This is a genomic window from Streptococcus parasanguinis (assembly GCF_001073155.1).
GTDB classification, from domain to species: domain Bacteria; phylum Bacillota; class Bacilli; order Lactobacillales; family Streptococcaceae; genus Streptococcus; species Streptococcus parasanguinis_D.
On record NZ_JVEE01000017.1, the window covers coordinates 1 to 18,878 of the forward strand.

Here is an 18,878-nt window from a genome sequence, read left to right on the forward strand (position 1 = left end):
ACTCAACCACTGCGTCTTGCTCGACAATCTAAAAATAATTGAGAGGCTAGGACTTTTGTCCCACTCTCTTGGTCCAGTTTCGTGAAACTGCTTCATCTTCTTTCAATTGAGCCACTAGTTGATCGATCCCATCGAATTTGACCATTTCTCGAATCTTATCTAACCAGTGAATGGTCAGGGTATGACCGTAGATATCTCCAGTAAAATCAAAGAGATTGACTTCGAAACGAAGCTCTTTCCCATCAAAGGTGATATTTTTCCCGACAGAAGCCATGCCACGATAGGTCTGCCCTTTAAAATCGACATCAACCACATAGACTCCATCGGATGGTAGATAGGTCCGATCAATCGGTGCTAGATTAGCAGTGGGGTAACCAATGGTCCTTCCCCGCGCATCCCCGTGCACCACGATTCCTCGACTGGATAAAGGGTGACCAAGTAGACGGGCAGCTTCTTGGACGCGTCCTTCTAGGACAGCTTGACGAATGCGGGTTGAACTGATCTTTTCCCCCTGATCCAATACAGGAGAAATGACTTCCACTTGACCATCAAAATAAGCAACTAAGTCAGAGGCAGTTTTCTTATCAGAGCCAAAACTATAATCAAATCCAGCAATTAAAACTCGGGCTCTCAAGGCTTTGACAAATTGATCGACAAAATCTTTCGCTGTTTTAGAAGCAAAATCGGTCGTAAAATCAATGAGGAAGAGCTCATCCACTCCTAGTTCGTTTAATTTTTGGAACCGATCCTCAGGACTTTGCAAATGGAGTAGTAATTCTGGTTGGTAGCGAACAAAGGCTAACTTAGGAGATTCAGGGAAGGTTAACAAAGCGACCTTCAAGCCTTTTTCATCCGCGATCTGACACGCCTTTTTAAAGAGTTCTTGATGCCCCAGATGCAGGCCATCAAAGTAGCCCAGAACCAAAACTGTCTCATTCTCCAAATGGATCTGGTTAGCAGTAGTAATCGTACGAATATTCATGAATTTATTGTAACACACTTTCTGTTAGAAAAACTTTTCGAGGTTTGTAAAGTTCTTCTCTTTTTTCTAGAATGGCTATCAATTTCCCTTGGTAAAAAGCAGCTAACTCTTTGGAGTCACTCTCAACTGGAATAAAGCGTCCCACTTGGACTTCACCGACCTCTTCTACTGTCAGCTCTACTTTTTCCAGATCCCCGGTGCCAATTTCAAGTGGGTGAAGGAAGCTCAAATCTCCTTGCGCTACTTTTTCAGCCACTTCTTCTAAGGTCAGGGCATCATCCAGTGACAAACCGGCAGCACTGGTTCGGATCAGATGAGACATATGGGCTGCATAACCCAGTTTTTGACCCAAATCCACAGACAAGGTCCGGATATAGGTGCCCTTGCTGCATTTAACCCGGAAGCGAAAACGGGCTAATCCTTCCTTGTAGCTAATCTCACTGGTGCGCGTGAATTCATAAATGGTTACCTGTCGGACAGGGCGTTCCACTTCTTCTCCTGCCCGCGCATATTCATAGAGCTTACGTCCATTGACCTTGACCGCTGAATACATAGGTGGTACTTGCTCGATTTCTCCCACCATTTGGGCAATCATGCGATCAACCTCTACTGCATCTAAAGGGGCTTCCACTGGGGTCCGCTCTACGACTTCCCCACTGGCATCCTCCGTCGTGGTAGAAAATCCCAAAGTGATTTCTCCTTCATAGACCTTGCCTTCATCTTGCATAAATTCGACCATCCGGGTCGCCTTGCCAACTGCAATCGGAAGCACTCCCACCACATCTGGATCCAGCGTTCCCCCATGTCCGATCTTCTTAGTTCCTAAGATTTTTCTCAGTTTAAAGACCACATCATGTGAGGTCATGCCTGCTTCTTTTTTTATATTGATAATTCCGTCCATCTGATTTGCTCTTTCTAACTCTTGTGTGACCATCCGGGTCACCGACCCTTTATTATACCATGAAACGAGACTTCTTGTCCCTCTTTCCCCCTTCTCATGAGCTTCAAAAAAATCCCGTAGCAGATTTCAGACTTTTTAAAATGGGTTTGATACAATAGAAATCGAAAGAAGGTGTAACATATGTTAATGTATGATGTTATTGTGATTGGATTTGGTAAAGCTGGTAAAACACTCGCAGCGAAATTATCAAGCCAAGGAAAAAAAGTCGCTCTGATTGAAAAGAGCAAGTCTATGTACGGTGGTACTTGCATCAATATTGCTTGTATTCCCACCAAGACCTTGATTGTTGCAGCAGAAAAAGGCTTGGATTTTGAGCAAGCTATGAATGAGAAAAATGCTGTCACCACTCGTCTCAACGGAAAGAACTATGCAACCATTGCTGGAACCGGTGTAGACATCATCGATGCGACAGCTCGTTTCGTTTCTAACAAGGTCATCGAAATTCAAGCTGGAGATGAGAAGGAAGAATTGACAGCTGAAACCATTATTATTAATACTGGTGCTGTGCCAAATGTCCTTCCGATCCCAGGTTTGGCTGAAAGTAAATTTGCCGTGGATTCAACCGGCATTCAACGTTTGGAAAACCTACCTAAACGCCTCGGTGTCCTTGGTGGTGGACCAATCGGATTGGAATTTGCTCATCTCTACAATACCTTGGGCAGCCAAGTAACGGTGCTGGATGCTTCTGAAACATTTTTGCCACGGATCGAGCCAAGTATTGCAGCTCTTGCAAAAAGCTACCTTGAAGAAGACGGTATTCAATTCTTGCAAGGCGTTCATACCCAAGAAATCAAAGATGGCCAAAACAGCTTAACGGTTGTCACAGATAAGGGAGACTTCGAGTTTGATATCCTTCTCTACGCAACAGGACGGAAGCCAAACACAGCTGGACTTGGTCTTGAAAACACAGATATCCAAGTCACTGATCGTGGAGCGATCCAAGTCAACCGTCATTTGGAAACCAGCGTCCCTGGTGTCTTTGCAGTTGGGGATGTCAATGGTGGTCCACAATTCACCTACATGTCACTCGATGACTTCCGCATTGTCTTCAACTACCTTACAGGCGATGGTAGCTACAATCTTGAAACTCGTAGAAATTATGCGACAACACTCTTTATTGCTCCTCCACTTGCCCAAGTCGGCTTGACCGAGCAAGAAGCACGTGACAAAGGACTTCCAGTTGCTGTTAAAGAATTGCCAGTTGCTGCCATGCCTCGTGGACATGTCAATGCAGACCTTCGAGGTGCCTTCAAAGCCGTGGTCAACCCAGAAACTAAAGAAATTCTTGGAGTGACACTCTTTGGAGAAGCTGCAGGCGAAATCATCAACCAGATCACCATGGCCATGGACAACAAGATCCCTTATACTTACATTGCAAAACAAATCTTTACCCACCCAACCATGGCAGAAAACCTAAACGATCTCTTTGCGATTTAAATAGAATAAAAACGCTGGAAAATTTTTCCAGCGTTTTTTAGTTTAAGAATTCACAGACAGCCTCTTGAAATGCTTTATTTTCTTCATAAAGAGCATGACCAGAGTGCTTAAGAATGAGGAGTTGACAACCTGAAATCGCTTTTGCTAGTTCCTTAGATCCGTCCACACCAATCACATCATCTTCAAGGGCACCAAGGATCAGGGTCGGACAATGAATTTCCTTTAAGACCTCAAGGCTATCGTGAGTAAGACAAGACTGAGACTGAATGGCTATTCTATTTTCATCTTTGATTCGCCCCAAGCGACCCATGATATTATAAAGCAACCGCCACTTTTGATAGCTCTTTTGCGTGTAGGAATGCTTTGCGATATCCAGCATGAGATGCTTAAAATTTCCAGATTGACTAAGTTTTTGCCAATGCTCAATTCGTTCTCTAGCAAGTTGACTAGGTTTTGCAGTGGTCACAGCTAAGATGAGCTTTTGAACCTTTTCAGGGAAATCCGCCACCAACCATTGGGCAATCATTCCACCTTGTGAAATCCCCATGACATAGGCTGTACCTAGGTTTAGTGTCTCCATTGCTTCTGCTACATCTGCTGCCATATTCCGCGTCGTATAGCCCTGTCTCAACTCATTGATTCGAGAAAAAACATAGATCTTATATCGCTTAGCAAGTAGACGATACGAGAGAGAAAAGAGCTGTGCCTTTCCTTTAACGGTCTGTAACCCATCCCCCAATCCTGGCATGATCACTAATGGCTGTTTACCTTTTCCAAATGTCACATAGTCCATGCTCTTTTCGTTAAAATATAAGGTTTTCCCTTCTGTTGAAGACATTACTTCGTTTTCTCTCCTATTTTATCATGTTTATTCATGTTGAGTTTTTAAATGCAGGGCAAAGCCGGCAGTCACTTTTTCAAATCCAACCGCCTGATAAAACTGATGTGCAGCATTTCGTTCAGCGGTTAATCCACTATTTAGAGCCAGTGCCTTAACTCCTTCTTTTACCGCTTGTTTTTTCAATTCATCAATTAGCCTACTAGCAATTCCTTGTCGTCTTGTTTCTTTTGCAACTGACAAAGCCAAAATACGATAGTAAGATCCATCTGTTTCAAAAAAGAAGAGTTTTGCATAACCTAAGAAACCTAAAATTTCTCCGTTTCTTTCAGCTAGAAGACAGCCATAATGTGGCTGAGAAAGAATCATTTCTAAACGTCGAGCCAGCTTAGAAGCGGTCGTTGGATAGCCCAAGTCTTCGTATAGAGACAGTAGTGCTTCAGTATCTTTTATGGTTGCTTTTCGTATCTGCATAGGAGCCTCCTAGTCTTCCTTCAAGGCATCAAACTTAGCCTTCATGGTTGGATTCTTCCGAGTCAATTTTTTAACGGAAACATCATCCAATTTGTTATTAGCGAGGCGGAGTTGGTTTTCGGATGTGGTTAGGAATTTCTTAACCTCTTCCATACGCTTAATGGCTTTATCGATTTCATCGATTGCTTTACCAAAGTTGGTTGAAGCGGAGTTATAGTTCTTTGCAAAAGCAACTTTGAAAGCATCCAGGTCTTCTTCAAAGTGGGTGATGTCGATATTTTGTTCACGAACAAGCGCCAATTCCTGCTTGTATTTAAGGGAATTGAGGGCCGCATTGCGCAGGAGCCCAATAATCTGGATAAAGAACTGAGGACGGACCACATACATCTTCTCATACTCGTGGCTGACATCGACAATCCCTGTGTTGAAGTAGTCGTTATCTGCTTCAAGCATGGTCACCAAAACGGCATATTCACAGTTCTTTTCTCGACGATCCTTGTCCAACTCCTTGTAGAAATCCGCATTCTTATGCTTCTTCTCTGTCCCGTCAGCTTCATTTTTCATCTCGAACATAATGGAGATAATCTCCACCCCATTTTCATCGCACTCGCGGAAAATAAAGTCGCCTTTAGACCCACGCGCAGAGACCTTGTTGTCCTTTTCAAAATAGGCATTTGGGAAGGCAAAACTGCGAACCTTGTTGAATTCACTTTCCGCATACTGTTCCAGACTTTCCCCGATAGCCTTAGTCGACTGCTGGGCCTTAAAATTCTTGTAGAACTCGACCTGTTCATTGGCTGCCTTAAGTTGGGCTTCATAGTTTTGCTTAACAGAAGTCAGAGAAAGCTCGTTTTCTTTTTCTTGTAATAGGAGCTGATTTTTGACCTGATCTCTTTCTTTCTCTAGATCAGACAGTGTTTTTTGCAGCTGATTTTCATGCTCCAAGCGCAAGGTGGCCAACTGATTTTCCAGCGCCTGCACTTCTTTTTCTTTCTCTAGCAGACTTTGGCTAGCGGTTTGCTCCACCTCTTTTTTGGCCAATTCTTTTTCAGTATCAAACTGTTGAATCTGGTTTTGTAACTGGGCAATTTCTTGATCCTTCTTGGCTAACTTCTCTTGTTGCTCATTAAGGGCCTTTTGCTCTGCTAATGCCAACTCTTGTCGAATCCGCTCATGAATTTCCTTGTCAAACTCTGCTGTCCGTACCTGTGACAAGAGTTCGCTGTATTGACTTTCATTGACCGTAAAAACTTCCCCACAGTTGGGGCACTTGATTTCGTTCATAGCATGCCTCTTTCTCTATTCTTACTATATTATATCATGCTACCTGTAAAATCAAAACCAGCAAACGAGGCTTGCTCCTACTATTTCCCTAATTTTTGACAGTGAATAGAGTAAATGAGAGAATTTGAGAAAGCCGAACGATGATCATCAAAACTTCCCGCCGTGAGAAAAGAAGGAGAAACAGATTTGTTTCTCCTGCTCGGTAGATTTGAGACGGAAGGCTCAAATCTAAGGTATGGAATCCCAAAGGGAGTCGCTACCGTCCGTCCTCACCTAAGTGAAGTTGATAAAAGGACAAAACCAGCAAGCTAAGCTTACTGGTTTCAGTTTATTTCTTCTCAATTGGCGCGACACTGGCTAAGAGTTTCTTTAGCCCCACTTCTGGGAAGTTGATCTTGAGTTCTTGGGTACTACCACTACCAGATACTTCAAGCACGGTTCCTTCACCCCACTTCTTGTGAATGGCAATGTCGCCAATGGACCAAGCGACGCTCTCTTTAGCAGCATCTCGGTTACTATTGCCAAAGGGGAGGCTTGATGACGTGAGAGCACTTGGGGCTGCTTGTCTCTTGCGCTCTTGAAGGGCTTGTGACAGGCTCATGCCTTTTCCAAAGGTCGTTCCGCCTCCATTGCTATAAGAAGCCTTAAAGCTGGTATTAACTGGACGCGCTAATCCTTGATAGGTCAATAAATCCGAGCTGATTTCATTGATAAAACGCGTCGGACGATTGTAGCTGGTCCGTCCAAAGAGCAAACGAGAGTTAGCATTGGTCAAGAAGAGAACCTTCTCTGCCCGCGTGATCCCCACATAAGCCAAGCGACGCTCTTCTTCCAACTCATCTGGATCCTCAGCCGCACGACTAAGAGGAAAGACATTTTCTTCCATCCCAATCAAGAAGACGACTGGAAACTCCAATCCCTTAGCCGCGTGAAGGGTCATCAAGGTGACTTCTGAAGTTTCTTGGGCCCCATCATCTGTATCGGCAATCAAAGCCAAATCATTCAAGAAGCGACTCAAGGTTTCCACACCTGATTCGTATTCGACTGTCTCTCCATTTTCATCAAAATTCTTGGTAACAGATAGGAACTCTTGGATATTCTCGATGCGGGCCTGACTTTCCAAATTTCCCTGATTGGTTAGGGCTGTCATATAACCTGTCTTGTCAAGGACTTCTTCGACCAACTCTGTAATGGTCAGCTGGTCCAATCTTTCTCTCAAATCAAGAATGAGATTGGCAAAGTCCCAGATGGATTGAGCTGCCTTTCCTTTGATGCCAGAGAGCATGATATTGGCTGAAGCATCCAGGAGTGAAGACTCTTGCATTTGAGCAAAATCGCGAATTTTATCCACTGTACCTGGCCCGATTCCCCGCTTGGGTTCATTGATAATACGCTCAAAACTGATATTGTCACTGGGGTTGGCAATCAAGTTCAGATAAGCAATGACATCCCGAATTTCCTTCCGGCTGTAGAACTTGGTGCCCCCTACCATGGTGTAGGGAATGTTGGACTTGAGTAGCGCTTCTTCAATGGTCCGTGACTGAGCATTGGTCCGGTAGAGAACGGCAAAATCACGGTGTTTGTAGCCAGCTTCACGACTAAGCTCTTCAATGGTTTTAGCAACAAAGACCGCTTCATCCTGCTCGTCATTGGCCCGATAATAGACAATCTCTTCCCCGTCTTCATTTTGTGTCCAGAGATTCTTCGGACGGCGGTGGCGATTGTTTTTGATGACGTCGTTGGCTGCTTGCAGGATGGTTTTAGTGGAACGATAATTTTCCTCCAACAAAACGACCTTGGCATCAGGATAATCCTTCTCAAAGTCCAGGATATTCTGCATATCTGCTCCCCGCCAGCCATAAATAGACTGGTCCGCATCCCCAACGACACAGATATTTTTAAAGCGTGAAGCCAAGAGTTTGACCAACTGGTATTGTGCATGGTTGGTATCTTGATACTCGTCTACGTGGATGTATTGGAACTTCTGCTGGTAATAGGTCAGCACATCTGGATGCTGATCAAAAAGACGCAAGGTCAGCATAATCAAATCATCAAAGTCCACTGCTTCCGACTGACGGAGTTCTTTTTGGTAAGCCTCATAACACTTGGCGACGATCTGAGTATACATATCTCCCGCCTGGGCAGCATAGGCCACTTCATCGATCAGGTCATTTTTGGCATTGGAAATAGTCCCCAAAATGGTCCGTTCATTCCATTTCTTAGGATCCAAATTCAAGGACTTCAAGATCCGTTTCATCAAGGTCCGTTGTTCTCCTGGATCGACAATGGTAAAGTTACGATTGTAGCCAATGTGATCCGCATCTCGACGGAGAATACGCACACACATGGAGTGGAAGGTGGCAATCAAGCAGTCTTGGGTGGCTGGATTCAATTGATAAGCCCGCTCCTTCATCTCCCGAGCGGCTTTATTGGTAAAGGTAATGGCCAAAATATTCCAAGGATTGACCATTTTTTCATCGATCAAGTAAGCGATGCGGTGGGTTAAGACACGTGTCTTACCCGAACCAGCCCCCGCCATGATCAAGAGGGGACCTTCTGTCGTTTGGACCGCCTCTGCTTGGCGATCATTCATACCATTCAATAAAGGATTCATCTCATACTCCTCATTCATTCAATCGTTCTATTATACCACAAAACCTGCCTAGCTTCTTTTAAAAAAGGACTCATTTGAATTTCCCTTCCAAAAACGATATAATAGTAGCTTAAAGAAAACAGGTTCATATCCGAGGTTGTAGGAGGAAATTTTGGAAAAACCATACAGTAACTTAAAACTGGCCGAACGTGGTGCCATCATCAGTATTTTAGCCTATTTACTACTTTCTTCAGCAAAATTAGCTACTGGCCATCTGCTTCACTCCTCTAGTTTGGTAGCCGATGGATTTAACAACTTATCAGATATTATCAGCAATGCTGCCCTGCTCATCGGGATTCGTCTCGCTCGCCAACCTGCTGACCGCGATCACAAGTTTGGTCACTGGAAAATTGAGGATCTAGCTAGTCTAGTTACCTCCATCATTATGTTTTATGTTGGTTTTGATGTCTTACGCGATACCCTCCAAAAGATCTTCAGCAATGAAACAGTTAGCATTGATCCACTCGGTGCTGGTGTCGGAGTGATTTCAGCCCTTGTTATGCTAGGCGTTTATTTCTACAATCTTCGCTTAGCCAAACGAGCCAAATCCAAAGCCTTAAAAGCAGCCGCAAAAGACAATCTTTCAGACGTCGTCACATCTCTTGGAACGTCGATCGCGATCGCTGCTAGTGCTTTTAACTATCCAATTGTTGATAAGATCGCAGCCATCATCATCACCTTCTTTATCCTCAAAACAGCCTACGATATTTTTATGGAATCTTCCTTTAGTCTTTCAGACGGCTTTGATGATAGTCTCCTCGAAGATTACGAAAAAGCTATTTTAAAACTCCCTAAGATTGCGCGTGTGAAATACCAACGCGGACGGACCTATGGAAGTAATATTTACTTAGACGTCGTCTTGGAGATGAATCCCGATCTTTCAGTCTATGAAAGCCATGCGATCACAGAAGAAGTCGAGGATCTCCTGAAAGAAGAATTTGGTGTCTTTGACATTGACGTCCATGTGGAACCTAGCTCAATTCCAGAGGATGAGTTGATCGAAAACGTTGAAAAGAAACTCTTAACCTACGAAAAACGCCTCTATGCTAAGCAAGAGTTTGATACATTACTAGCAGATAATTATACCTTGATTGACGATACCGGTCACGAACACAACAAGGCAGAATTAATAGAGGCTCTTGCAAACGACCAAGTTCAATTCCAAAACTTTGAACTGGAGTCCATCAGTCAAAAAACCAAACTCATACGTTATGAACTAGACGGTCAAATCCATACCAGTCTCTGGCGTCGCCACGAAACTTGGCAAAAGATTTTCCATCAAATTACTAATAAAACCGACTAAAAGAGGCTGGGACAAAAGTCCTAGCCTCTCAATTATTTTTGGATTGTCGAGCAAGACGCAGTGGTTGAGTGGGCTCTACTACGCTGATTTCATCAGCTTTTACATCCCTACTCAACTGTGCGGAGGTGGGACGACGAAATCGAATTCTAACGAATTACCGATTTCTGTCCCACTCTCTTTTTTACTTGATATCGTCTGTTGCTACATCCGTTCCGAACCACTTCTTAGAGATCTTTTGGAACTGGCCCTTTTGATAGAGTTTTACGAAGGCTTCATCAATTTTTTTCTTCAAGGTTTTATCCGCCTTGCGCACCCCTACCGCAAAGGATTCAGTATCAAAACCTACAGGAAAGACATTGTAATCTTTTAAAATTCCTTCCGTTTGCAAATAATAGTTGGCATAGACACGGTCGATTAGGAGCCCATCGATCCGATCATTCTGAAGATCGATCAGCGCCTCGTTGAAACTCTGGTATTGGGTAGCCTTTTGATTTTTAACCTTATTTTTTAAGATTTTAGGATTAGCTTCAAAATCCATATAGCCAGACGATCCGGTCTGGGCACCTAATCGTTTCTCTTTCATCCCATCGACTGATTGGATCCCAGAGGCTTTCTTAGTGACCAAGACTTGTTCATTTTTCATATAGGGCTTGGTAAAAGCAACACTTTCCCGGCGTTCATCTGTTGCCGAATAGCCATTCCAGATGGCATCAATGGTACCATTTTTCAGTTCCGTCTCTTTCATATCCCAATCAATGGGTTGCCAGTTGACATGAATCCCATAAGATTCAAAGACTTGATTAGCCAAATCAATATCAAAACCAGCGTAGCTCCCATCTTTTTGCTCAAAGCCCATGGGAACGAAAGTATTATCAAAACCAATCGTGATGGACTGCTCTTTTTGGTATTTTTGCCAGTTGTCCACTTTAGGATCACTCACTGTCTGTCCACAGGCAGTCAGAAGAGCGAGACTAAGGACACCTAGCAGCCATGGTATTACTCGTTTCATAGTCTCCTCCTATTTAGGCTCAACCTTGAGAAGAACATCCGCAATTCCTTCTGCAAATGGGATATCATGGGTAACAACGATCTGAGTCATCCCCAGTTCACGGTTTTGCAAGATTAACTTCTCAACTTCTAATCGCAATTCTGGATCTAAGGCCGAAGTCGGCTCATCATAGCCAATAATTTCTGGATCGATCATCATAGCACGAGCCAGTGCCACCCGTTGCTTCTGACCACCAGATAGAGAGAAGGGATAAGCATCCGCATGTTGTTCGAGTCCCAAACGCTCCAGTAAGCTCATGGCTTTTTTACTCGCTTCTTCCTTGGTCACATTCATGGTCTTTATAGGGGACAAGATAAGGTTTTCCATGACCGATAAATGTGGAAATAATTGAAAGTCCTGGAAGACAAAACCGAGAAGATTTCGTTTTTCTAAGGCATCTAGAGGCAAATTTTCACCATTATAGACGATCTGACCAGAATCAATGGTTTCAAGACCAGCTAACATGCGAAGCAAGGTGGTCTTTCCTCCCCCAGAAGGACCAACAATGGCGACAATTTGTTTTTCAGGAACGAGAAGATTGAAATCTGATAAAATCTGCTTATCCCCAAACCGTTTCGAAATTTGTTTTAATTCTAACATATGCTTCTCCTCCTATTTATAATATGAAAACTTCTTTTCAACTCGCTTGGCAATGATGGTCACAATCCCAATGAGGATTAAATAAATAGCTCCCGCTAAAAACATGGGTGCTAGACTGGCATCACGATTGGCCGCCGTCCGACTAGCCAGGATCAAATCACTAATTCCCAGAGCATAGACCAAGGAGGTGTCTTTAATCAAGGACATGACTTCATTGAAGACACTCGGAAGAACGATCTTCACCACCTGAGGCAAAATGATATAGCGAATTGTTTGCCATGAACTCAATTTTAAGACCTTGGCCGCCTCATACTGACCTGTCGGAATGGAGACAATTCCTCCACGGAAGATTTCCGCAAAATAGGCTGCATAATTAAGGGTGAAGGCTGTAATAGCTGCAGGCAACCGATCAATCCGAATCCCAATACTTGGAAGGACGTAATAAATAAAGATCAACTGGAGCAATAGAGGGGTCCCTCGCATGATCCAGATATAAATCGTTAGGAGTCCATGCAGGATCTTTGAGCGCAATTGAAGCAAAAAGGCAACGACGATTCCAAGTGGAATCGATAAAATCAATACGAAAGCAAACACTTGCAAAGTGAGGCTTGCTCCCTTTAACAAACTTGGTAAAATTTCCAAAGCATACTGCATAGCATTCTCCTCCTAAAAAATTATTTAATGAACATCTTACCACAAAAATGGGAAAAAAACTAGTTCATCATGATATTTATAAAAAAAAATAGCCTTTCGGCTATTCTTCTACTTTTATAAATCCAAATTTTTTGAGAGGATAGAGACGCAGATTCACGACTCCTTCGATCTGATTTTTATGGATATAACCAAACTCACGACTATCTTCTGTATCTCCACGGTTATCATTTAAGACTAGATAAGTATCGGATGGTACACGACCAGCCTTAGTCCCTTTTAACTCTGATAAGAAGAAATCGTCCGTATAATATCCATTACTCGTTGGAGCAGCTAGATGTTTGTTCAGCATTTTATTTAGGTAAGGTTCTGGTGTTGCCTGTCCATTCAAATAGAGGACGTCATCTACGTAGCTGACTTCATCGTTTTCTTTGGCAATGACACGTCCAAGGTATTCTTTTCCACCGACCTTGTATAAGACCAAATCACTGCGATCTACCTGAGCATTTCTAGTCGCTACCACAAGATCTCCAGTTTTCACAGAAGCATTGGCCATCTTATCATTGATACTAAATGGATGAAATACAAAGATTCGAAGCAAAATCAGTGCCAAAACCAGTACACCGACAATGATGACATTTCTAATTAAATCTCTCCTTGGCATGTATGTCTCCCTTCCTTTTCATTTATTATACCATGTTTTTGATCTTTAAAAAAGAGAAAGTAAGCATTAGTGAGAATTCTTATCAACACACACCAGAAGAAAAAGAAAAACCTCGCGGTCAGTCCTTTCGGACCAACCAGCAAGGTTTTCAGATATAATTGTCTATTAACGTACTGTACGGATACGCATTGTGTTTGTACGAACAGCTTCTCCAACTGGTACACCAGCAACGATAACGATATCATCACCAGATTTAACAAGGCCAGCTTCAACTGCTTTACGTTCAGCAATTTCGAACATATCATCAGTTGAAGAAGGAGCATCTGTCAACATTGGGATAACACCCCAGTTCAACATCAATCCACGTTCAGTCAATTCGTCAAATGTCAATGCCAAGATATCAGCATCTGGACGGTATTTAGAGATCAAACGTGCAGTGTGACCTGTCTTAGTCAATGTTACAACCAATTTGATATCCATTGAGTTTGTAGCATCTTTAACAGCTGAAGCCATAACTTCTGTCTTAGAATTACGTTCGAATGAAGCTGGGTTCAAACGACCATATTCTTTCAAAAGTGTTTGAGCGTTCATGTCGATTTTCGCCATTGTAGCTACAGATTCAAGTGGGTATTTACCGTTTGCAGATTCACCTGAAAGCATTGTAGCATCAGTACCATCGATAACAGCGTTGAAGACGTCAGATACTTCAGAACGAGTTGCACGTGGTTTTTCAGTCATTGTTTCAAGCATGTTTGTTGCAGTGATAACAACTTTACCAGCAGCATTTACTTTAGAAGTAATCATTTTTTGGTAAACTGGAACCATTTCGAATGGTACTTCGATACCCATGTCACCACGAGCGATCATGATACCATCAGTAACTTCGATGATTTCATCCAAGTTTTCAATACCTTGTTGGTTTTCGATTTTCGCAAACAATTGAACGTGGCTGTTACCAGTTTCTTCACAGATAGCACGAACTTCTTGAACGTCTTTTGCAGTACGTACGAATGAGATCGCGATGAAGTTGATACCTTGTTCCAAACCAAAGCGGATATCGTCGTTATCGCGTTCAGCAAGTGCTGGGAAAGGAATCTTAGTGTTAGGGATGTTTACACCTTTTTGTTTAGCGATGATACCATCGTTTTCAACTTCAACAACAAATTCACGTTTTGCAGCGTCTTTTTCTACAACGCGAAGACCCAATTTACCATCATCAACCAATACTTGGTGTCCAACTTCAACGTCATCAAAGATGTCAAGCGCACCAGCAACGTTCAAAGCAATCACTTCACGAGTTGATTTGATGCCTTGTTTTGTAGCAACGCGGATACGTTCACCAGTCTTGTATGAATATTCTTTAGCTTCGCCTTCGAACAATTCAGTACGGATTTCAGGACCTTTTGTATCAAGAAGGTAACCAACTTTTTTACCAGCGATTTCTTCTGCACGTTTAACAGTCGCCATACGTTCACCTTGTTCTTGGTGGTCACCGTGTGAGAAGTTGAAACGGAAAGTGTTAGCGCCAGCTTCGATCAATTTAGCAATGTTTTGTGCTGAAGCTTCAACGTCAAGTTTTTCAGCCCAGTATCCATCTTCACCGAATTTTTTACCACCACGGATTTCTACCGCAGGACCTAAAGTTGCAACGATTTTTACACGTTTGTTCATGATATATATGACTCCTTTTTAAATATATCTGTCTTTTTAAGACAAGGTTAACAAATTTATGAAATAAAATTAGATTGAAGACAAGCTACGGTTCAACTCGGCAAGACCAAGATCAGCTTTATGTGGATTGTTTACCACAATCTTACCATCTTCTGTCAAGCTAAAGAGGGCTCCTTCTTCTGCTTTACCAAGGATTGGGTTTTCCACCATTTTTTCATTGCGGATACCAACGGCTACACCACCGATTCCTTGTTTCAACAATTTAACTGCGTGTGCTCCCATACGTGAAGCAAGAACACGGTCACGCGCAGTCGGTGAACCACCACGTTGGATGTGGCCAAGCTCAGTCACACGAAGGTCACTTTCATCACCAGCTTCTTTCAACGCTTTACCAAATTCATCTGCAGACATCACGCCTTCAGCCAAGATGATGATGTTGTGGGTACGACCTTTTGCGTAACCTTCTTTGATGCTCTCAACAACATCTTCGATCTTGAATCCTTCTTCAGGGATGATGATTTCATCTGCACCAGATGCAATCCCTGCCCAAAGAGCGATATCTCCAGCGTTACGTCCCATCACTTCGATAACGAAAGTACGGTGGTGACTAGAAGAAGTATCACGGATCTTATCGATCGCGTCCATTGCAGTTGTGACTGCCGTATCAAAACCAATTGTAAAGTCAGTTCCGACGATATCGTTGTCGATCGTACCAGGAAGACCCACAGCTGGGAATCCAAGCTCAGTCAAGCGCATCGCACCATGGTAAGAACCATCTCCACCAATAACGACAACACCTTCGATCCCGTGTTTCTTCAATTGCTCGATCCCTTTTAATTGACCTTCGCGTTGTGCGAATTCAGGGTAACGAGCTGAATGAAGGAAGGTACCACCACGGGAAATAATATCTCCAACAGATGAGGCGTCAAGGGGCTGAATTTTACCAGCAACCATTCCCGCATATCCATCATAGATACCGAAAACTTCCATTCCTTCTGAAATTGCTTGACGAACAACTGCACGGATGGCAGCGTTCATACCAGGGGCATCTCCACCACTAGTTAAAACAGCAATACGTTTCATTTCGTTGTTTGCTCCTTTTTTTCTTTTACATTCTACGTAATTATAACACAAAGAAGACTAAAATTCTCGTATTTTTCGCAGTTTTTACCGATAAATCGTTTTCATAACGAGATTCTTTAGTTCATCTTCCAATTCTTTGTTTTTCTGGACTGTATAGCCCTTCAATTGAAGAGTTTTTTTCTCGTCTTCATAGCGTAATATCACAGGATATGGGCCCGGATATTTTTTCAAGATAGAAAGAATCGTTTTATCCTGACGATGATCGAGCAACTGGATCCAGAACTTTTCATTGGTCGCTAGTTGTGCCTCTGCTAGAATCATCTGCAAGCGCCCATCACGCTCTTGTATCTTCCCTGTCAAGTAATAAAAGCCACCTTCTTTTATCAAGGAGGAAAATCGATTGTAGGTTTCAGGGAAAAGGGTCACATCCAATTTTTTCTTGGTATCACTGACTTGTAAGAAAGCCATGAGATCACCCGACTTGGTTCGAATGGTTCTGATGTTTTGTACCTCAATGAGAATGCGTGCCTGCTCTCCTTGTATGAGTTGAGAAATTGGTTGGATCTCGTAGGGACTCGTTTGCCCAATCGCAACCAATGGGTGAGTACTGAGCCCGACGCCAATAATGGCCTCTTCCTTCTCATATTTTTCAGCCTGGCTAAAGTCCTCCGCTTCTGTCCAGGAATAGTTAGAATCTGCAAATAAACTACCTAGCTCATCAGCAAATACAAACAAATTCGGCAAATTGTGAAGCACCTTGCGCCTATTTTTTTCAAAAATATCAAACAATCCAAGCTCCACTAAAGGTGTTAACAGAGGTAATTTATGATACTGATTGGGGAGTCGTAAAATGAAATCTTCGACACTTTCAAAGGGACGATTGTCAATGATCCAATACGCTAAATCTCTCGGGAGTCCCTTGATATTTTTCATTCCCAAGTAGATTTTTCGATCCTGGAACTTATCTCTGTAAGGGATGGTGTTGATGGATAATGGCGCGACTTTAAAATCAAACTGAAGAGCATCTGCCAGATAATCGCTGCTCGAATAATTGAGCATGACATCAAAGAAAACATCTGGATAATGGACCTTGAAATAGGCCATCTGAAAAGCCAAGGCAGAATAGGCATAGGCATGGGAACGGTTAAACCCATAGCCTGCGAATTTTTCCATAATCGCAAAGACCTCTTTGGCTTTTTCTTCCGTATGACCAAGTTTAAGAGCACCCGTGACAAAATCGTCTTCCATCTTGTGCATTTCAGTCGCATTTTTTTTGCCCATGGCCCGACGTAAGATATCGGCTTTCCCTAGGCTAAAGCCTGCAAAACGCTGGGCAACCTGCATAACCTGCTCTTGGTAGAGCATGATCCCATATGTGGGCCGTAAGATTTCTTCAATAGCTGGATCCAGAATATCAACTTTTTCCTGGCCGTGCTTTCTTTTGACAAAATTATCAATGTAATCACTAGCGCCTGGACGATTGAGAGAGGTGGTCGCTACCACTTCTTCGAAATGATTGGGTCTCACACGTCTCAAAAGGCGGATAGCTCCTGCTTGTTCAAATTGGAAAATCCCCTTGGTATCCCCAGCAGCAAATAAGGCCAAGGTTTCTTGATCTTCTAAATCAATGGCTTCAATCACGATCTCTTCTTGGTACTTTTCATAGACGGCTTCCTTCATTTTTTGAACAAAGGTTAAGTTTCGCAGACCCAAAAAATCCATCTTCAATAGACCATTGGCTTCAACCGCATGAGCATCGTACTGGGTAACAAACATGTCTTCTCCATACTTGAGAGGAATGTGATCCGTTAAATCCTGGTCACTCATCACAACACCCGCCGCATGGATCGAGGTCTGTCTAGGTTGGCCCTCAATTCTTTTGGCAATTTCAAAGCCACGTTCAAATTCTGTTCGACTATGAATCACTTGTCGAAAAGCTAGATTCTGTTCATACGCTGTCGTCAGTGTATCCCTAAAGCCAATCCGCTTGGTAATGGAGGTTAATTCGTACTCTGGTACCCCAAAACGTTTAAAAACATCTCGAATGGCTTGTTTGGCCCCAAAGGTTGAAAAGGTCACGATCTGAGCCGCATGGTAACTCCCATAACGGTCTCTCACATAACGGATAAATTCTGGACGATAGATATCAGGAATATCAATATCAATATCCGGCATGGTATAGCGCTCCACATTTAAAAAGCGCTCAAACAGGAGGTTCTTCTCCACTGGATCAATCCCTGTAATCTCCAGGGCATAAGCTACCAGTGAGCCGACAGCAGACCCACGCCCCATTCCCATATAATATCCCTGACTTCGTCCGAAACGAAGAAGATCCCAGACAATCAAGAAATAATCATCAAAGCCCATTTGGTGAATAATGTCTAATTCATGCTCCAAACGTTCTTGATAGACCGGACTAGTCAAGTTCTTTCGAAGAAGACCGGCTTGGGCTAATTCTCTCAATTCCTCAACAGCTGGTTTCTGAGGATTGAAGCGAGGCAATTTCAACTGAGTATCAATGTCGTATTGAATCCCTTGGACAAGTTTTTCAAGATTTGTGATGGCTTGAGGAAATCGCTCAGCAAAATCATTCTGTAACTCCTGAGGAGTTTTTAGGACTGTTGTAGGGTCAATCGGTCCTGTTTCTGTCAAGCTTTGATTGTCCTTGATGGCCGCGAGCATCTGCATGGCTTCCATATCTTCGGCCTCAAAAAAACGCACAGTATGAAGAGGGAGCACAGGGTGGCTAAATTCTTGGTCCGGCGTATCAGCAAAAACTCCGATGAAGTAATCTAGACCAAGCGGTATGTCTTCACTAGCAAAAGGCGCTGGGACAATGACCGCTACTCCTTCTGTGAGGTGCTTCACATCTTCCCAATTGTTTTTCCCCATCATTTTGACGGTCGACATCTTCATCAGATTCTGGTAGCCTTTCGTTGACAGGGCCATCATCCGAAACGGAATTGTTTCATTGTCTACTTTTAGTCCAATTTCTAAACCGACCAAGGGGCTGAGGTTGTGGGCCTGACAGGCTTCGATAAATTCATAAGCACCATACAAATTATCTACATCCATGATTCCCAATGCGCCATACCCCATGCTTTTAGCCACTTGGACATAGTCTTTTATGGTCACTAGGCTTTCCATAAAGGTATAGACTGATTTGGTATCTAGCTGTGTAATCACTTTTTCTCCTTTCTGCATTGTCTATTTTGGTGCCTCCTTTGGT

At 43.1% G+C, this 18,878-nt stretch carries 15 protein-coding genes; 2 read left to right on the forward strand and 13 right to left on the reverse strand.

Annotated features, from left to right (window positions below; translation table 11 throughout):
• Positions 1–46: 46 nt before the first annotated feature.
• Positions 47–982, reverse strand: coding sequence for a bifunctional riboflavin kinase/FAD synthetase (locus tag ADH92_RS01780; protein WP_049496510.1), 936 nt, complete (start codon positions 980–982; stop codon positions 47–49).
• Positions 983–986: 4 nt separating this feature from the next.
• On the reverse strand, positions 987–1,883 hold the full coding sequence (truB, locus tag ADH92_RS01785) for a tRNA pseudouridine(55) synthase TruB (RefSeq protein WP_186823067.1): 897 nt from the start codon (positions 1,881–1,883) through the stop codon (positions 987–989).
• Positions 1,884–2,063: 180 nt separating this feature from the next.
• Here truB and ADH92_RS01790 point away from each other — a divergent pair, with 180 nt between their 5' ends.
• Positions 2,064–3,380, forward strand: a complete 1,317-nt coding sequence (locus tag ADH92_RS01790) for an FAD-containing oxidoreductase (protein ID WP_049496517.1) — start codon at positions 2,064–2,066, stop codon at positions 3,378–3,380.
• Between the two features lie 37 nt (positions 3,381–3,417).
• Here the strand turns inward: ADH92_RS01790 and ADH92_RS01795 are convergent, their stop codons facing one another.
• From ADH92_RS01795 to pcrA, 4 genes are all read right to left on the reverse strand, one after another.
• Positions 3,418–4,218: an alpha/beta fold hydrolase gene (locus ADH92_RS01795; protein ID WP_049496520.1), complete on the reverse strand. Its 801-nt coding sequence runs from the start codon at positions 4,216–4,218 to the stop codon at positions 3,418–3,420.
• A gap of 30 nt (positions 4,219–4,248) precedes the next feature.
• Complete coding sequence (locus tag ADH92_RS01800; protein WP_049496522.1) at positions 4,249–4,692, reverse strand: GNAT family N-acetyltransferase; 444 nt, start codon at positions 4,690–4,692, stop codon at positions 4,249–4,251.
• A gap of 9 nt (positions 4,693–4,701) precedes the next feature.
• A complete protein-coding gene (locus tag ADH92_RS01805) occupies positions 4,702–5,976 on the reverse strand; it encodes a DUF2130 domain-containing protein (protein WP_049496525.1) in 1,275 nt (424 codons plus the stop codon).
• A 328-nt stretch (positions 5,977–6,304) separates the two neighbouring features.
• Positions 6,305–8,590, reverse strand: a complete 2,286-nt coding sequence (pcrA, locus tag ADH92_RS01810; protein ID WP_049496526.1) for a DNA helicase PcrA — start codon at positions 8,588–8,590, stop codon at positions 6,305–6,307.
• A gap of 151 nt (positions 8,591–8,741) precedes the next feature.
• Here pcrA and ADH92_RS01815 point away from each other — a divergent pair, with 151 nt between their 5' ends.
• On the forward strand, positions 8,742–9,932 hold the full coding sequence (locus tag ADH92_RS01815; protein ID WP_049496529.1) for a cation diffusion facilitator family transporter: 1,191 nt from the start codon (positions 8,742–8,744) through the stop codon (positions 9,930–9,932).
• Positions 9,933–10,113: 181 nt separating this feature from the next.
• Here the strand turns inward: ADH92_RS01815 and ADH92_RS01820 are convergent, their stop codons facing one another.
• The 7 genes from ADH92_RS01820 to ADH92_RS01850 form a co-directional block, all read right to left on the reverse strand.
• The gene (locus ADH92_RS01820) at positions 10,114–10,941 is read right to left on the reverse strand and encodes an amino acid ABC transporter substrate-binding protein (protein ID WP_049496532.1); all 828 of its coding nucleotides are present in this window, start codon (positions 10,939–10,941) and stop codon (positions 10,114–10,116) included.
• 9 nt (positions 10,942–10,950) lie between these two features.
• A complete protein-coding gene (locus ADH92_RS01825; protein ID WP_049496535.1) occupies positions 10,951–11,580 on the reverse strand; it encodes an amino acid ABC transporter ATP-binding protein in 630 nt (209 codons plus the stop codon).
• Between the two features lie 12 nt (positions 11,581–11,592).
• The gene (locus tag ADH92_RS01830; RefSeq protein ID WP_049496539.1) at positions 11,593–12,234 is read right to left on the reverse strand and encodes an amino acid ABC transporter permease; all 642 of its coding nucleotides are present in this window, start codon (positions 12,232–12,234) and stop codon (positions 11,593–11,595) included.
• 100 nt (positions 12,235–12,334) lie between these two features.
• Positions 12,335–12,895 carry a signal peptidase I gene (gene lepB, locus ADH92_RS01835; RefSeq protein ID WP_049496542.1) on the reverse strand — a complete coding sequence of 187 codons (561 nt, stop codon included), beginning with the start codon at positions 12,893–12,895 and terminating at the stop codon, positions 12,335–12,337.
• A gap of 165 nt (positions 12,896–13,060) precedes the next feature.
• Positions 13,061–14,566 carry a pyruvate kinase gene (gene pyk / locus ADH92_RS01840; RefSeq protein ID WP_013903352.1) on the reverse strand — a complete coding sequence of 502 codons (1,506 nt, stop codon included), beginning with the start codon at positions 14,564–14,566 and terminating at the stop codon, positions 13,061–13,063.
• Positions 14,567–14,635: 69 nt separating this feature from the next.
• Positions 14,636–15,649, reverse strand: a complete 1,014-nt coding sequence (gene pfkA / locus ADH92_RS01845; RefSeq protein WP_021152956.1) for a 6-phosphofructokinase — start codon at positions 15,647–15,649, stop codon at positions 14,636–14,638.
• An 84-nt stretch (positions 15,650–15,733) separates the two neighbouring features.
• On the reverse strand, positions 15,734–18,835 hold the full coding sequence (locus ADH92_RS01850; RefSeq protein WP_049496753.1) for a DNA polymerase III subunit alpha: 3,102 nt from the start codon (positions 18,833–18,835) through the stop codon (positions 15,734–15,736).
• Between the last annotated feature and the right edge of the window lie 43 nt (positions 18,836–18,878).

Excerpts from the sequence above, each read along its gene's own strand:
- ADH92_RS01805 (WP_049496525.1), bottom strand. The coding sequence starts at position 5,976 with ATGAACGAAATCAAGTGCCCCAACTGTGGGGAAGTTTTTACGGTCAAT.
- ADH92_RS01800 (WP_049496522.1), bottom strand. The coding sequence starts at position 4,692 with ATGCAGATACGAAAAGCAACCATAAAAGATACTGAAGCACTACTGTCT.
- truB (WP_186823067.1), bottom strand. The coding sequence starts at position 1,883 with ATGGACGGAATTATCAATATAAAAAAAGAAGCAGGCATGACCTCACAT.
- lepB (WP_049496542.1), bottom strand. The coding sequence starts at position 12,895 with ATGCCAAGGAGAGATTTAATTAGAAATGTCATCATTGTCGGTGTACTG.
- ADH92_RS01830 (WP_049496539.1), bottom strand. The coding sequence starts at position 12,234 with ATGCAGTATGCTTTGGAAATTTTACCAAGTTTGTTAAAGGGAGCAAGC.
- ADH92_RS01825 (WP_049496535.1), bottom strand. The coding sequence starts at position 11,580 with ATGTTAGAATTAAAACAAATTTCGAAACGGTTTGGGGATAAGCAGATT.
- pyk (WP_013903352.1), bottom strand. The coding sequence starts at position 14,566 with ATGAACAAACGTGTAAAAATCGTTGCAACTTTAGGTCCTGCGGTAGAA.
- ADH92_RS01780 (WP_049496510.1), bottom strand. The coding sequence starts at position 982 with ATGAATATTCGTACGATTACTACTGCTAACCAGATCCATTTGGAGAAT.
- pfkA (WP_021152956.1), bottom strand. The coding sequence starts at position 15,649 with ATGAAACGTATTGCTGTTTTAACTAGTGGTGGAGATGCCCCTGGTATG.
- ADH92_RS01795 (WP_049496520.1), bottom strand. The coding sequence starts at position 4,218 with ATGTCTTCAACAGAAGGGAAAACCTTATATTTTAACGAAAAGAGCATG.
- ADH92_RS01790 (WP_049496517.1), top strand. The coding sequence starts at position 2,064 with ATGTTAATGTATGATGTTATTGTGATTGGATTTGGTAAAGCTGGTAAA.
- ADH92_RS01820 (WP_049496532.1), bottom strand. The coding sequence starts at position 10,941 with ATGAAACGAGTAATACCATGGCTGCTAGGTGTCCTTAGTCTCGCTCTT.
- pcrA (WP_049496526.1), bottom strand. The coding sequence starts at position 8,590 with ATGAATCCTTTATTGAATGGTATGAATGATCGCCAAGCAGAGGCGGTC.